Source organism: Stenotrophomonas sp. YJH_SMC_57 (assembly GCF_059369755.1).
Genome location: NZ_JCAFSZ010000001.1, coordinates 174,650 through 189,147, shown reverse-complemented (window position 1 = coordinate 189,147; position 14,498 = coordinate 174,650). Strand labels below are relative to the sequence as shown.

Annotated in this window: 11 protein-coding genes and 1 riboswitch; of the genes, 6 read left to right on the top strand and 5 right to left on the bottom strand. The window is 67.4% G+C overall.

Translation table 11 applies throughout. The annotated features are described in order from the left end of the window. Positions 1-54: 54 nt before the first annotated feature. The gene (locus AC5P7U_RS00835; protein WP_006463166.1) at positions 55-429 is read right to left on the bottom strand and encodes a hypothetical protein; all 375 of its coding nucleotides are present in this window, start codon (positions 427-429) and stop codon (positions 55-57) included. A 108-nt stretch (positions 430-537) separates the two neighbouring features. On the opposite strand from AC5P7U_RS00835, the gene AC5P7U_RS00830 reads away from it, so the two are divergent. The 3 genes from AC5P7U_RS00830 (at position 538) to AC5P7U_RS00820 (ending at position 3,224) form a co-directional block, all read left to right on the top strand. Further along, positions 538-1,260, top strand: coding sequence for a helix-turn-helix transcriptional regulator (locus AC5P7U_RS00830; RefSeq protein ID WP_481458144.1), 723 nt, complete (start codon positions 538-540; stop codon positions 1,258-1,260). 82 nt (positions 1,261-1,342) lie between these two features. Next, positions 1,343-2,710 carry an amino acid permease gene (locus AC5P7U_RS00825; protein WP_312561634.1) on the top strand — a complete coding sequence of 456 codons (1,368 nt, stop codon included), beginning with the start codon at positions 1,343-1,345 and terminating at the stop codon, positions 2,708-2,710. 103 nt (positions 2,711-2,813) lie between these two features. Beyond that, the gene (locus tag AC5P7U_RS00820; protein WP_133935319.1) at positions 2,814-3,224 is read left to right on the top strand and encodes a VOC family protein; all 411 of its coding nucleotides are present in this window, start codon (positions 2,814-2,816) and stop codon (positions 3,222-3,224) included. 92 nt (positions 3,225-3,316) lie between these two features. Here AC5P7U_RS00820 and gcvP read toward each other — a convergent pair whose 3' ends face one another. Continuing rightward, complete coding sequence (gene gcvP / locus AC5P7U_RS00815) at positions 3,317-6,184, bottom strand: aminomethyl-transferring glycine dehydrogenase (protein ID WP_495220721.1); 2,868 nt, start codon at positions 6,182-6,184, stop codon at positions 3,317-3,319. Between the two features lie 62 nt (positions 6,185-6,246). Next, positions 6,247-6,349, bottom strand: a riboswitch (glycine riboswitch). A gap of 299 nt (positions 6,350-6,648) precedes the next feature. Here gcvP and AC5P7U_RS00810 point away from each other — a divergent pair. The 3 genes from AC5P7U_RS00810 (at position 6,649) to AC5P7U_RS00800 (ending at position 9,388) form a co-directional block, all read left to right on the top strand. Continuing rightward, complete coding sequence (locus tag AC5P7U_RS00810; protein ID WP_197564679.1) at positions 6,649-7,875, top strand: multidrug effflux MFS transporter; 1,227 nt, start codon at positions 6,649-6,651, stop codon at positions 7,873-7,875. 141 nt (positions 7,876-8,016) lie between these two features. Then, the gene (locus AC5P7U_RS00805; RefSeq protein WP_495220720.1) at positions 8,017-8,913 is read left to right on the top strand and encodes a siderophore-interacting protein; all 897 of its coding nucleotides are present in this window, start codon (positions 8,017-8,019) and stop codon (positions 8,911-8,913) included. Positions 8,914-8,995: 82 nt separating this feature from the next. Then, positions 8,996-9,388: a hypothetical protein gene (locus tag AC5P7U_RS00800; RefSeq protein ID WP_053450494.1), complete on the top strand. Its 393-nt coding sequence runs from the start codon at positions 8,996-8,998 to the stop codon at positions 9,386-9,388. 119 nt (positions 9,389-9,507) lie between these two features. Here the strand turns inward: AC5P7U_RS00800 and AC5P7U_RS00795 are convergent, their stop codons facing one another. The 3 genes from AC5P7U_RS00795 to AC5P7U_RS00785 form a co-directional block, all read right to left on the bottom strand. Further along, entirely contained in the window at positions 9,508-11,472 is a 1,965-nt protein-coding gene (locus AC5P7U_RS00795) for a M2 family metallopeptidase (protein ID WP_495220719.1), read from the bottom strand. Positions 11,473-12,078: 606 nt separating this feature from the next. Next, positions 12,079-13,728, bottom strand: a complete 1,650-nt coding sequence (locus tag AC5P7U_RS00790; RefSeq protein WP_495220718.1) for a phosphoethanolamine transferase — start codon at positions 13,726-13,728, stop codon at positions 12,079-12,081. Continuing rightward, complete coding sequence (locus AC5P7U_RS00785; RefSeq protein WP_006462794.1) at positions 13,725-14,477, bottom strand: phosphatase PAP2 family protein; 753 nt, start codon at positions 14,475-14,477, stop codon at positions 13,725-13,727. The genes AC5P7U_RS00790 and AC5P7U_RS00785 overlap by 4 nt, the downstream gene beginning before the upstream one ends. Positions 14,478-14,498 lie beyond the last annotated feature (21 nt).

Here is a 14,498-nt window from a genome sequence, read left to right as displayed (position 1 = left end):
TGAAATTGTGCGGCCGCAGGGCACTGCGGCCGCGTTCCGGTGGATGGCTCGCGATCAGCCACTGGCGCGGGTGCGCGCCGCCTTCTTCGCCGCCGCTTTGCGCACACTCTTCTTCGCGGCACGGGTCTTGGCTGCCTTCTTCGCGGCCGCGCTGCGCGAAGCAGCGGTGCTGGCCTTCTTTGCCGCTGCCTTGCGAGCGGGAGCCTTCTTTGCGGCGGTCTTCTTCGTTGTGGCCTTGCTGGCAGTCTTCCCGGCACTCTTGCGCGCGCTGCCGCTGCGCTTGCCACCCCCATCCTGCTTGTTCACCGTGGCCCAGGCGATGCGCTCGGCCGTGCCTTCGCTGGCACCGCGCTGGCGCTCGCTCTCTTCGATGTGCTCGGCCTGGCGCTTCTGCTTGTCGGTATAGGCGGATTTGTCACCGCGTGGCATGGCAGGGTCTCCGGTGGGGGCTGGCCCCCACGGTGGCCCTGGCGGCGTTAAGCACAAGTCCCGCAAGGGTGATCGCACCGGCAAGGCCGCCTCGGCTATGCTTGCCGCATGCGAGTCGAACCCGCCGACATCGAAGCCCTGTTCGACGCCATCCCGGATGTGCTGTTCTTCATCAAGGACCGCCAGGGGCGTTACACCCACGTCAACCAGACCATGCTGCGGCGGCTGGGCCTGCGCGCGCGCAAGGATGTGATCGGGCGCACCGCGGCCGAGATCTACCCGACCGGGCTCAGTGCGGACTATGTCGACCAGGACGCCCGCGTGCTGTCCGGCGAGGTGATCGAGAACCTGATGGAGCTGCACCTGTTCGCCAACCGCGAACCGGGCTGGTGCCTGACCTGCAAGCGCCCGCTGCTGGTCGATGGGGCCATCGAGGGCCTGATCGGCATTTCCCGCGACCTCGGCCAGAAGGACAGCCTCGGCACCCAGTACGAGCAGCTGCGGCTGGCCCTGGCCCACCTCAATGCGCATTACGCCGAGAACGTGCGCATGCAGACCCTGCTGGATATCACCGGCTTCTCGCTGTCCAAGCTGGAGCGCAGCTTCCGCAAGGTGTTCCAGATGACCCCGCAGCAGGTGCTGACCCGGCTGCGGATCCAGATGGCCATGCACCTGCTGCACGGTGACGACACCATCGCCTGCATCGGCCAGGCCTGCGGCTTCAGCGACCAGAGTGCGTTCACCCGCAAGTTCAAGGCTGAAACCGGTTTCTCGCCGCGTGCCTATCGGGCCCGTATCGGTGGGAACGTCGGCGAGCCCGCCCTGGCCTGAGCCGCCTGCTGCGCTGTGCCTATCCCCGCGGGCATGGGACAGGGTAAGGTGTCGCCCCTGTAGCCCGCCGCCAGCCCCGCCGATGCCCAATTCGATTCCGACCGCTTCGCCGTCCCGCCTCGGACATTCGCTCAAGCCCCGCCAGCTGATCATGATGGGCCTGGGCAGCGCCATCGGCGCCGGATTGTTCCTCGGCTCGGGCGTGGGTGTGCAGGCGGCCGGTCCGGCGGTGCTGGTGTCCTACCTGGTGGCCGGTGCGCTGGTGATCATCGTGATGAACGCGCTGGGCGAGATGGCGGCGGCCAAACCGACCAGCGGTGCGTTCTCGGTGTACGCCGCCGACGCCATGGGCGCCACGGCCGGCGCCACCGTCGGCTGGCTGTGGTGGGTGCAGCTGGTGATCGTGATCGCCGCCGAGGCGGTGGGTGCGGCCGGCCTGCTGGCCACGGTGTGGCCAGCGATACCGGTACCGATGGCGGCGCTGGCGTTCATGCTGTTCTTCACCGCAATCAACCTGCTCGGGGTGAAGAACTTCGGCGAGTTCGAGTTCTGGTTCGCGATCCTCAAGGTGGTGGCGATCCTGGCGTTCATCGCCATTGGTGTGGCGCTGCTGATGGGCTGGCTGCCGCAGGTGACCTCACCGGGCCTGAGCAACTTCACCGACCACGGCGGCTTTGCGCCGAAGGGCCTGGCCGGTATCGGTGCGGCGCTGCTGGTGGTGGTGTTCGCCTTCGGCGGCACCGAGATCGTGGCCGTCGCCGCCGCTGAAACCGAAGACCCCGAGCGCAGCATCGCGCGTGCGATCCGAACCGTGGCCTGGCGCATCCTGGTGTTCTACATCGGCTCGCTGAGCGTGATCATCGCCGTGGTGCCGTGGACCAGCGAGGCGCTGAAGTCGCCGTTCGCCGCGGTGCTGGATATCGCCCGTATTCCGGGTGCGGGCACCGCCATCACCCTGATCGCGGTGATCGCGCTGCTGTCGGCGCTCAATGCCAACCTCTACGGTGCCTCGCGCATGATGTATTCGCTGGCGCAGCGCCGCGAAGCCCCGGCCGTGCTCGGCTGGACCGATCCGCGCCAGGTGCCGGTGATCGCCGTGCTGGCCAGCGTGCTGTTCGGCTTTGCCGCCACGGTGATGGAACTGCTGTTCCCGGACCGGGTACTGCCGGTGCTGCTGAACATCGTCGGTTCCACCTGCCTGCTGGTGTGGACGCTGTCGCTGGTCTCGCAGCTGGTGCTGCGTCGGCGCGCGGATCGCCTGGGCACGCGCCTGCCGTTCCGCATGGCCGGTTTCCCATGGCTGACCTGCTGTGCGCTGGCGATCCTGGCGCTGATCTTCGGCCTGCTGCTGAGTGAGTCGCACACCCGCCTGCAGTTCCTGTCGATGGTGGCACTGACCGCCAGCATCGCCGCTGGCAGCGCCATTGCGCGGCGGATGCGCGAGGCGTGATGGAAGCTGCCGGCCAGCGGCCGGCACTACCACGGGGGCTGCACATCCGACGTGCGATGCTGATCGCGTGGGCCGTCACCGGCCCGTCGAACAGGAGTTCCGCATGCTGCGCAGCCGTCCGTTCCTGATGTTCACCGGCCAGGCCGAAGCCGCCCTGGCCCTGTATGCCGAGGCCTTTGCCGATTTCCGGCTGCTGGCGCTGCAACGCCACCCGGAGGGGCCCGGTGCCGGCGTGCCTGGCCAGGTCCGCCAGGCCATCTTCCTGCTCGGCGGCACCCATTACCTGTGTTTTGACAGCCTGGACGTACACGACTTCACATTCTCGCCCTCGATTTCGCTGTTCGTCGAGTGTGCCGGCGCCGAGCAGTTCGAGCGCGCGGCGCGCGTGCTGGGCGAGGGCGGCCATTGGCTGATGCCGGTGGGTGACTACGATTTCAGCAACCGCTATGGCTGGGTCCAGGACCGCTTCGGCGTGTCCTGGCAGTTGAGCCTGGGGCAGATGCCGGACCCGTGATCGGATCTTTGTGGGTGTGGACCTTGGTCCACACGCCCTTGAAAAAACGGCCCGCATGCGCGGGCCGTTTTCATTTCCGATGGATCGAAGGCTTAGGCCTCGACTTCATCGTCCTTGTAGGCATCGACCGGGATGCAGGCACACATCACGTTCTTGTCGCCGTACACGTTGTCCACGCGCGCCACCGGCGGCCAGTACTTGCCCTGCTTCAGGCTGGCCAGCGGGAAGGCGGCCAGTTCGCGCGGGTAGGCATGGGTCCACTCGCTGGCGGTCACCGCGGTGGCCGTGTGCGGTGCGTTCTTCAGCGGGTTGTCCTCGCGGTCCAGGCGGCCGTCTTCGATCGCGCTGATTTCCTCGCGGATCTGGATCATCGCGTTGATGAAGCGATCCAGTTCGTGCAGCGATTCGCTCTCGGTCGGTTCGACCATCAGCGTGCCGGCCACCGGGAAGCTCAGGGTCGGGGCGTGGAAGCCGAAGTCGATCAGGCGCTTGGCCACGTCCTCGGCACCGATGCCGCTGGTCTTTTCCAGCGGACGCACGTCGAGGATGCACTCGTGCGCCACCAGGCCATTGCGGCCGGTGTACAGGGTCTTGAAGTGCGGGGCCAGGCGCTTGGCGATGTAGTTGGCGTTGAGCTGCGCGACCTGGGTGGCCTTGCGCAGGCCTTCGCTGCCCATCATGGCGATGTACATCCAGCTGATCGGCAGGATCGAGGCGCTGCCGAAGCTGGCCGCACTGACCATGCCGACCGGACCGTGGTCACCCAGCTTGCCCGGCAGGAACGGGGCCAGGTGCTCCTTGACCGCGCACGGGCCGACGCCCGGGCCGCCACCGCCGTGCGGGATGCAGAAGGTCTTGTGCAGGTTCAGGTGCGAAACGTCCGAACCCCACTTGCCCGGCTTGGCCACGCCGACCAGGGCGTTCATGTTGGCACCGTCGGTGTACACCTGGCCGCCGTGCTGGTGGATGATCTCGCAGATCTCCACCACCTCTTCCTCGAACACGCCGTGCGTGGACGGGTAGGTCATCATGATCGCGGCCAGGCGGTCGCTGTACTTCTCGGCATTGAGGCGGATGTCCTCGACATCGACGTTGCCGTTGGCGTCGGTCTTGGTCACCACCACCTTCATGCCGCACATCTGCGCCGACGCCGGGTTGGTGCCATGCGCCGAGTCCGGAATCAGGCAGATATCGCGATGACCTTCGCCGCGCGAGCGGTGGTAGGCGCGGATCGCCAGCAGGCCAGCGTACTCGCCCTGCGCGCCGGAGTTCGGCTGCAGGCTGACCGCGTCGTAACCGGTGCACTCCACCAGCATCGCTTCCAGCGTGTCGATCAGTTCCTTGTAGCCCAGCGCCTGGTCGGCCGGCACCAGCGGATGGATCTGCGAGAACTCCGGCCAGGTCACCGGAATCATCTCGGCGGTGGCGTTGAGCTTCATCGTGCACGAGCCCAGCGGGATCATCGTGCGATCCATCGCCAGGTCCTTGTCGGCCAGCGAGCGCAGGTAGCGCAGCAGTTCGTGCTCGCTGTGATGGGTGTTGAACACCGGGTGGGTCAGGAACGCGGACTGGCGCAGCAGGCCGGCCGGCAGCGCGTCGGCGGTGCTGGCATCGAGTGCGTCGACGTCGGCCTGCGCACCGAACACGGCAGCCAGCGCGACCACGTCGGCGCGGGTGGCGGTCTCGTCCAGGCTGATGCCGACCGAGTCGCTGTCGATCGCGCGCAGGTTGTAACCGGCGGCGCGGGCCTTGGCGTGGATCTCATCGGCGTGCACGCCGGTGACATGCAGGGTGTCGAAGAAGTCGCCACCGACCTGCACGCCGGCCGTGCGCAGCGCCGCGGCCAGGATCGAGGCCAGGCGGTGGGTGCGGCGGGCGATGCGGGTCAGGCCGTCCGGGCCGTGGTAGACGGCGTACATCGACGCCATCACCGCCAGCAGCACCTGCGCGGTGCAGATGTTGGAGGTGGCCTTCTCGCGGCGGATGTGCTGCTCGCGGGTCTGCAGGGTCAGGCGATAGGCCGGGTTGCCCTGCGCATCCACCGAGACGCCGATCAGGCGGCCCGGCATCGAACGCTTGTAGGCGTCACGGCAGGCCATGAACGCGGCGTGCGGGCCACCGAAGCCGAACGGCACGCCGAAACGCTGGCTGTTGCCGACCACGATGTCCGCGCCCCATTCGCCGGGGGCGGCCAGCAGGGTCAGGGCCAGCAGGTCGGTGGCCACGGCCACCAGGCCGCCACGTGCGTGCACGGCATCGACCAGCGCCTTGTAGTCGCCGACCTGGCCGAAGGTGTCCGGGTACTGCAGCAGCAGGCCGAAGGCTTCCGCTTCCAGCGCTTCGGCCGGGGTGCCCACGCGCAGCACGATGCCCATGGGCTCGGCGCGGGTACGCAGCAGTTCCAGCGTCTGCGGGTGCACGGCGTCGTGCACGAAGAAGGTGTCCGACTTCGACTTGGCCGAACGCTTGGCCAGGGTCATCGCTTCGGCGGCGGCGGTGGCTTCGTCCAGCAGCGAGGCGTTGGCGATTTCCATGCCGGTCAGGTCGGCGCACAGGGTCTGGAAGTTGATCAGCGCTTCCATGCGGCCCTGCGAGATTTCCGCCTGGTACGGGGTATAGGCGGTGTACCAGGCCGGGTTTTCCAGGATGTTGCGCAGGATCACGTTCGGCGTGTGGGTACCGTAGTAGCCCTGGCCGATGAAGCTGCGCAGCACGGTGTTCTTGTCGGCGATCGCACGGATCTTCGCCAGTGCCTGCACTTCGGTCATCGATTCCGGCAGTGCCAGCGGTGCGGGCGACTTGATCTTGGCCGGCACGATGGCATCGGTCATCGCATCCAGCGACGCGTGGCCGACGACGTCGAGCATCTGCGCGATCTCGGCATCGTTGGGGCCGATGTGGCGCTCGACGAACGCGGAATGGTGCTCGAGCTCACGCAGGGAAGGGGTGTTCTGGGACATGGCGAAGGATCCGTCAGGAAAGGGCACACGCACGGGCACAAGCCGCCGGTCGGCGGTCTGCGGGGCGCCCCTCTGTCCTTTTGCCTGAGAGTTTGGAAGTGCGGCTGGCCGCAGCTTCGTGCCCCTTCGGCGCCGGATCGAACCGGTCTCTCCAGAGTTGTGTTACGGGTGGTATCGGGCCTGAGCGATTACGGGCGTTGCGCCTTCGGCAGCGGTGTTCCGCTTCTCCCACCGTGTTGCCCGCCGATTATAGCCCGTCGCGGGCCCGTGGGCCGCCCCCGGCGGGTGCGGCCGCGCCTGAATGGCCGATGGCCCGTCCGTACGTTTTGTGCACTGCTGCATGGCATCGGGCGCAATCCCCACCTATGATGGGCGGATACCCGAATTCATCTGGCGCCGTCCCTGCTGCAGGGGACCGGCGCCCGCCGTGCGTGCCGCGCATGGCCCTGCCGGACGCCTTCCCCATGACCGCCGCTGTTGCTCCTTCCACCCGCCGCATGGCCCTGCTGCTCGCCGGCCTGGCCATGTTCGGTCCGTTCTCGATCGACACCATCTTCCCGGCCTTCCCGCAGCTGGCCCAGCGCCTGGCGGTGGACGAGGTGGCGGTGCAGCAGACCATCAGCGTGTACCTGCTGTTCTACGGCCTGATGAGCCTGGCGCACGGCCCGCTGTCCGATGCCTGGGGCCGCAAGCGGGTGATCCTCGGCGGCCTGGTGGTGTTTGTCGGCGCCTCGGTCGGCTGCGCGCTGTCCACCGACCTGACCACGCTGCTGGCGTTCCGCGCGCTGCAGGGCCTGTCGGCGGGTGTCGGCATGATCGTCGGCCGCGCGGTGATCCGCGACCTCTACCACGGGCATGACGCGCAGCGGCTGATGAGCCAGGTGTCGATGCTGTTCGGCATCGCCCCGGCGATCGCGCCGATCATCGGCGGCTGGATCCTGCTCAGTGGCGCCGGCTGGCCACTGATCTTCTGGTTCCTGGTGGTGTTCGCACTGGTGCTGCTGGCAGCCACCGCACGCTTCCTGCCGGAAACGCATCCGGTCGAGGCGCGGGTGCCGCTGTCGCCGCGGGTGCTGATGCGCGACTACGTGCGCATCGGCTTCAACCCGCGCTTCCTGCGCCTGGCGCTGGCCGGCAGCATCGGCTTCGGCGGCATCTTCCTGTACATCTCCTCGGCGCCGGTGTTCGTGATGCAGCATCTGCATCTGGGCGAGGGCGGATTCGCCTGGCTGTTCATTCCTACCATCGGCGGCATGACCACCGGCTCGTTCCTGTCGGGGCGCATGGCCGGGCACACCACGCCCACCCGCCAGGTCGCCATCGGTTTCGCGCTTTGCGCGTTGTCGGTACTGCTGAACGTCGGCTACGTGGCACTGGCGCCGCAGTTCGTGCTGCCGTGGGCGGTGCTGCCGATTTTCCTGGGTGGCATGGGCATGGCGCTGATCTTCCCGATCCTGGCGCTGGCGGTGCTGGACATGTACCCGCATCAGCGTGGTCTGGCGTCTTCGCTGCAGGCCTTTGCGCAGCTGATGATCAGCACCGTGGTGGCGGGCGTGGTATCGCCGCTGCTCAGTGCCAGCCCGTTGCACCTGGCACTGGGCCAGGCCGCCTTTTTCGCCGTCGGATTCGTGTTCTGGTACTGGGAACACCAGCGTGAACGCGTGGCGCAGGCAGCCTGCACGGGCCATTGAGCAGCGCGCAGGGGTAGGGCGGGGCGCGATGCCTGCAACCCTTGCGACCGAACACCACCGGATTAGGCTGGGGACTCCAGCCAGCCGGTGCAGGGGTGCACGACAGCCAGCCGATCCAATGTCGTTGCATGAGGTTCCCCCATGGCTGCGCAGCAGACCTACCGCCTGTTCGAGGTGGCGCTGAAAGAGCGCCGCGTGCTTTCCCCTTCGCTGGACCGCATGGTGTTCACCGGTGCCGACGTGGCACGGATGAAGACCGAAGGCCCGGACCAGCGCATCAAGGTGTTCTTCCCCTTGCCCGGCCAGGACCTTCCGCAGGTCCCCAGCGGCGAGGACTGGTACCCGCGCTACCGGGCCCTGCCTGACGACCAGCGCCCTCCGATGCGCACCTACACCATCCGCCAGCTGCGCGCTGAGCAGGGCGAGGTCGACGTCGATTTCGTCATCCACGGCGTGACCGGGCCCGCCTCGCGCTGGGCCATGCATGCACGCCCGGGCGACCGTGTGGTGCTGCTCGCTCCGGATGCCGACTGCGCCGACAGCAGCGAAGGCTGGGAATGGAAGCCGCCGGCCGGTGTGGGCCAGGTGCTGCTGGTAGCCGACGAGACCGCGTTGCCGGCCGTGGCCGGCATCCTGGAGGAACTGGCGGGCATGGCCGATCCGCCACGCACGCTGGCCCTGCTGGAAGTCGCCCAGGCCGGTGATGCGGTGCCGCTGACCGCGCCGGCCAGCGCCGAACTGGTCTGGCTGCCGCGCGGGCAGGCGGCCTACGGGCAGCCCCTGCTGCAGGCGGTGCAGCAACGCCTGGCAGCGGCCTCGAGCGTGGGCGCCGGTGATGAGCTGGAGGAGATCGACGTCGATGCGCAGATCCTCTGGGAGCAGGCCGATGCCAGCGTGGCCGGGCCGCTGTACGCCTGGGTGGCGGGCGAGGCCGGGGCCGTGATGGCGATCCGCCGGCATCTGGTCCGCGACTGCGGGCTGGACCGCCGCTCGATCACCTTCATGGGCTACTGGCGGCACGGCAAAGTACTGGACTGATCGCGCAGGATCGAACGTGCGTGAAGTGGCCCGGCGGGCGGGGTGCGCTATCCTTGCGCCCCCCTCGCCGCGGTACCGCACCATGTCCACCAGCTCCAAGACCCGCCGCGACCAGCGCCGTCGCCAGGAAAAGCAGGCCGCCAACAAGGTTGCAGCCCAGGCCTCGCCGGTGGAGCCGCATGCCGAACTGCGCGACGCGCAGCGCACCCTGCTGGCCGGGGTCGTGCGCCGCGACGGCGAATGGGTGCTGGGCATGGACGGCCGCATCGCTGGCCACAGCGAGAGTGCTGCGCAGGTGCTGGCGCTGATCATGCAGGCCGGTGAACTGCACGAGCGCAACGGCACGCCGGTGCGCCTGATGTACTCCGATGCGCTGCGCGATGCCGCGCAGGCCGAAGCGAAGGAGAAGGGCCAGACCTTCGAGGAATTCAAGGCCGAGCTGGCCGCGGCGATGGCGGCGAAGAAGAACAGCTGACAGGCATTTCGGTAGCGCCGGCCGCTGGCCGGCTGCCCGTTGGGTCTTCATCGCGTAGTTGCCGGCCAGCGGCCGGCACTACCAGAAAGGGGCGGATCCTTGCGGATCCGCCCCTTCTTTCATTTCGCCGCCGGGGCCGCGTTGGCCTGCCAGCCGCACATCTGGCCTTCGTTCTGCTGCTTCAGCCACTCGTTGACCGGGCTGAAGTACTCGATCATCGGGCCGGCATCGAGCTTGTCGCTGCCGGTCAGCTCCTTCAGCGTGGCCTGCCACGGCTGGCTGGCACCCTTGCTCAGCATCGCCCAGTACTTCTGGCCGGCTTCCTTGTTGCCGTAGAAGGTGCACTCATGCAGCGGGCCCTTGTAGCCGGCCGCATCGCACAGGCCCTTGTAGAACTGGAACTGCAGGATGCGCGCCAGGAAGTAACGGGTGTACGGGGTGTTGCCCGGCACGTGGTACTTCGCGCCCGGGTCGAAGAACTCTTCGCCACGGGGGCTGGCCGGGGCCACGCCCTGGTACTTGGCCTTCAGGTCCCACCACGCCTTGTTGTAGTTGTCGGCGGTGATTGAACCGTCGAACACGCCCCAGCGCCAGCGGTCGATCATCAGCCCGAACGGCAGGAACGACACGCCCGACAGCGCCATGCGCATCTGGTTGTTGATGACCGCCTCACGACTCTCGGTCGGCGCATCGACCAGGCCGATCGAGCTGAGGTACTTGGGGGTCATCGCCAGCACGATGGTGTCGCCGATCGCTTCATGGAAGCCATCGTTGGCACCGCCCTGGAACAGCGGCGGCAGCGGGTTGTAGGCCAGGTCGTAATAGATGTGGCCCAGCTCGTGGTAGATGGTGGTGAAGTTCTCTTCGTTCGGCTTGATGCACATCTTGGTGCGCACATCGCCTTCCATGTTCATGTCCCAGGCGCTGGCGTGGCAGACCACGTCGCGGTCATCGGGCTTGATGAACTGGGTCTTTTCCCAGTACGACTGCGGCAGCGAGGGCATGCCCAGCGACACGTAGAAGTCCTGCGCGCGCTCGGTCATCTGCCTGGCGGTACGCAGTTCGGCCTCGCGCTGCGCCTTGTACTGCGCGGCCACGTTGGCATCCTTGCCGGCCTTGGCCAGCGCGGCGCTCAGGTTGCTCTGGTACTGCTTTTCAAGCGCTGCGGTGATGTCCAGGCTGCCGGCACCGGGGTACGGTTCCAGCTGATCCCACAGGTTCGACCAGTCCTGCTGCCACATGTTGCCCAGCAGGTGCGCGGCGATCAGGCCATTGCCCACTTCCGCCTTGTCCTTGCCATAGGTCTTGTCCAGCTTGCCGCGTGCGTAGCAGTGCAGCTGCTCGTACATCGGCTTGACCTGTTCCCACAGGCGGTCGGTTTCCGGGCCGATCTGCTCCGGCGGCATGTCGTAGCCGCTGCGCCACATCTGCCCGGCATCGGTGAAGCCCATGCCCTTGGCGCCTTCGTTCACCAGGCCGACGAACTTCTGGTAATCGCCGCGCATGCTCTTGGTGGTGCTGTGCCAGCCCTGCCAGGCATCGAGCTGCTTGTCGTAGTCGCGGCTGCGCGCCAGCACCTGCTCCAGTTCGCCCAGCTGGCGGCAGGAGTTCGGATCGTTGGCATCGGTGCAGTACTTGCCGGCCCCGTAGCTGCCTTCCATGCGGGTAGCGATCTGGGTCAGCTCGGCCAGCTTGGCCGGGTCACGCGGCGCCGGCATCGAGGACATCAGCTTCAGCAGGTGGATCGCGCGCTTGCTGTCCTCGCTCATCGGCTTGCCGTCGAACTTGGCGGCCTGCTCGATCCAGCTGTTGAGCTGGGTCAGCGAGCGTTCGTTGGCCTTGGCCGCGATGCGTTCGGAATCGCTGTTGATGTAGGTGGAGGACAGCCACTGTGCCGAGGTCATCTCCGGGTAGGCGGCCTTGAATTCGGCATTGATGCGGGCCACGAACTGGTCGGCGGTTTCGCCGGCCGGTGCGCTGGGGCTGGCGGTCTCGGTGCCGGGCGACGGTTCCTTCTTGCAGGCGACCAGGGCCAGCGTGGCGGCGGCGATCGCCGAGGCCAGCAGGAGATGGCGGTGTTTCACGGGCGGTCCTTGGGTGGTGAACGACGGCCGAAGGCTAGTGGGCAGCCGCTGCCACCGCAAGTGGCGGAAGTCGGTAGGGTTCGGCAGGGCTGCGCCCTGCACCCGCAGAAGCAACGGCAACATCAACATCAGCATCAACATCAAAAGCGGGCTATCCGTGGGATGGCGGGGCGGTGTGGGCTTGCAGGACACGCCGTAAACCCATCCATGGGGGCTCGATGGCGCCATCCATGGCGCCAACGGTTCTGCAAGCCCACACCGCCCCACCTCTGACAGATTCCGGCGGCTGTTGGTAGGTGTCGACCTTGGTCGACACATCTGGCAGGTATCGATAATCAAATTTGAATCAGATCTACCGTGTCGACCAAGGTCGACACCCACCAGAGCAGACTGCCGTTCCAACAGATCGCGGAAAACTGTCGAAGGCGGGGTGGGTCCGGTTGAGGGGATGTGAGCGGCATGGATGCCGCGACCAAGCCCCCATGGACGGGTTCACGGCGTCCCCTCAACCGGACCCACCCCGCCAACCCACGGAATGCCGCTCTTGCTTTGGCCGTTGCCTTTGCATTGAGCAGGTGCAGGGCTGCAAGCCCTGCCGAACAACCCTCACCTTTCGCAGCTGGCGAACACGTCGCGCTCGCGCTCGTACAGCGAGGTCTTCACCTGCATCAGGCCCAGCACCGACGGGAACAGGTTGTCGTGGTCGGTGTACGCCGCCGAACGCTTGCGCACGCACTGCAGGTCCAGACCGCGGCTGCTGGCAAAGCCCGGCGAGAACCACATCGTCATCGGCACGCGGGTCTGCTCGGCCGGGGCGATGGCGTAGGGCACGCCATGCAGGAACAGGCCCTTCTCGCCCAGCGACTCGCCGTGGTCGGACAGGTAGATCATCGCCGTGTCGTAGTCCTGCAGGCCCTGCAGCGTGCCGATGGTCTTGCTCAGGAAGTGATCGGTGTACAGCACGGCATTGTCGTAGCTGTTGGTGATCTCCTCGCGCGAGCAGCGGCCGATGTCGCGGGTGTCGCAGGTCGGGGTGAAGCGGCGGAATGCAGGCGGATAGCGCTCGAAGTAGGCCGGGCCGTGGTTGCCCAGCTGGTGCAGCACCACCACCCGGTCACCGGGCTTGGCGCGCACCTGGGTGGCCAGGTCCTGCAGCAGGATCTCGTCCATGCAGCGGCCATCGGCACACAGCCCCGGCGTGGTCGCGTCGGACAACGACTGGAAGTCCAGACCTTCGCACACGCCCTTGCAGCCGGACTGGTTGTCACGCCACAGCGGTGCGATGCCAGCACGGTTCAGCACATGCAGCAGCGACTGGTGCGCGCGGATCTTCTTCTCGTCGTAGTCGTGGCGGCCCCACGGCGAGAACAGGCACGGCAGCGAGACTTCGGTGCTGGTACCGCACGAGTGCATGTCCGGGAAGTTGATCACCGGCGCCTGCGCCAGTTTCGGCGTGGTGTTGCGGCCGCCGTTGAGGCCCCAGTTCTGCGCGCGCACGGTCTCGCCCATCACGATCACCAGCAGGCGCGGCTTGCTGGCCGGTGCACGCGGGGTGGCCTTGGCGTCGGTGCCGATCGGCAGCTTCGGCGCGCGCTGCACCGGATTGTCGCCACGCAGTGCACGCGGCATGCCCAGCAGCACGTTGGCCGGCGTGGCGAGATAGCGCACTTCACGCTGGTTGCGCATCAGCGCCGAGACGTCCTGGAACGAGATCAACGCGCCGCCGACTGCGGTCACTGCGGCCACCACCAGGAAGCCGAGGCGCCACAGCAGGCTGCGGCCCCAGCTGCGGCGGCGCAGCTGCACCCGCCACAGCACCACCATCGGCAGCACCGCCAGCAGCAGCACCGGCCACACCAGCGACACCGTCATCAGTTCGCGGCTTTCCTTGGGGTCGGTCGCCAGCACGTTGCGCAGCATGTCCGCATCCAGGTAGATGTGGTAACGGCTCATGTAGTGCGCGGCGAATGCAGTCACCAGCAGCAGCAGGCTGATCACCACCTTGGCGTTCCAGCGCCAGACCAGGATGCCGAGCAGTACGCCGTGCGTACCCAGCAGCAACAGCAGCAGCGAAAGGGCGTAGCGCAGGCTGCCCGGATGGCTGGCCATCGCGCTGTGCCAGAACAGGCCGTTGCCGGCCACCGCGAAGAACAGGCTGGTCAGCGCGATCAGTGCTTCGGTGGACAGCTGCGGCCGCCAGCGGAGGACGCTTGCCAGGGCCGGCAGGCGGGTAGAGCGTTGGACCGATGCGCTCATGCGTTTGCCTCCTGGCGGTGTGGACGGTCCAGCTGACGGCGGATCAGGACATACAGGCCCAACGAAAGCAGCCAGCACGTCAAGGCCGTGGCAACGTCATGCGAAAGGAAGTGCGCACCGCGCAGCTGCTGGCTGATGCCGAACACCAGGCCGCTGCCCAGGCCGATCCACAACCCCGCCCAGCGCCACGACGGCCGCCACAGCAGGGCGAAGAAGTACAGGCAAAGCCAGGCGTAGCCCGCGCTGGCGTGCCCGGCCGGGAAACACGCCTGCGGTGCCATGCCGGCCGGGCGCAGGGTGAACAGTCCGATGAAGGGCTGGTGGCCGCCATAGCGCAGCAGGTCCCACGGGCATTCCATCGGCACCAGCGACTTCAGCAGGGAGATCACTCCGGTGCCCAACGCCATGGCAACAACGACATAGAGCAGCGCCCAGCGCAGGGTCCGGTCACGGCCCTTGCGCCAATGGTGGAAGCACAACAGGATCGCCACCAGCGCGGCTGCCGTGCTCATCCACTTGCCGGCCTTGTGGACGAGCGTGCGGGTGACCCAGGCGTCCTGCAATGCCCAGTGGCCACCCTCAAGGCGGAACAGGTGGTCGGCGACCCACTGATCGCCACCGAAGCCCATCAGCAGCGTGAACACGGGCAGGCCGATGGCGACAGGCAGCCAGAGGTGGGTTACGGCAAATCTTGACGCCAGCGGCGATGTCGCAAGCGGCGCTACCGAATCAATGGGACGGACGGGCATGCTGGGAAAGGGCGGTTCGGG

Bases quoted from the DNA above. Each gene is read 5' to 3' on its own strand.
- AC5P7U_RS00825 (WP_312561634.1), top strand. From the start codon at position 1,343: ATGCCCAATTCGATTCCGACCGCTTCGCCGTCCCGCCTCGGACATTCG.
- AC5P7U_RS00820 (WP_133935319.1), top strand. From the start codon at position 2,814: ATGCTGCGCAGCCGTCCGTTCCTGATGTTCACCGGCCAGGCCGAAGCC.
- AC5P7U_RS00805 (WP_495220720.1), top strand. From the start codon at position 8,017: ATGGCTGCGCAGCAGACCTACCGCCTGTTCGAGGTGGCGCTGAAAGAG.
- AC5P7U_RS00810 (WP_197564679.1), top strand. From the start codon at position 6,649: ATGACCGCCGCTGTTGCTCCTTCCACCCGCCGCATGGCCCTGCTGCTC.
- AC5P7U_RS00790 (WP_495220718.1), bottom strand. From the start codon at position 13,728: ATGAGCGCATCGGTCCAACGCTCTACCCGCCTGCCGGCCCTGGCAAGC.
- AC5P7U_RS00800 (WP_053450494.1), top strand. From the start codon at position 8,996: ATGTCCACCAGCTCCAAGACCCGCCGCGACCAGCGCCGTCGCCAGGAA.
- gcvP (WP_495220721.1), bottom strand. From the start codon at position 6,184: ATGTCCCAGAACACCCCTTCCCTGCGTGAGCTCGAGCACCATTCCGCG.
- AC5P7U_RS00785 (WP_006462794.1), bottom strand. From the start codon at position 14,477: ATGCCCGTCCGTCCCATTGATTCGGTAGCGCCGCTTGCGACATCGCCG.
- AC5P7U_RS00830 (WP_481458144.1), top strand. From the start codon at position 538: ATGCGAGTCGAACCCGCCGACATCGAAGCCCTGTTCGACGCCATCCCG.
- AC5P7U_RS00835 (WP_006463166.1), bottom strand. From the start codon at position 429: ATGCCACGCGGTGACAAATCCGCCTATACCGACAAGCAGAAGCGCCAG.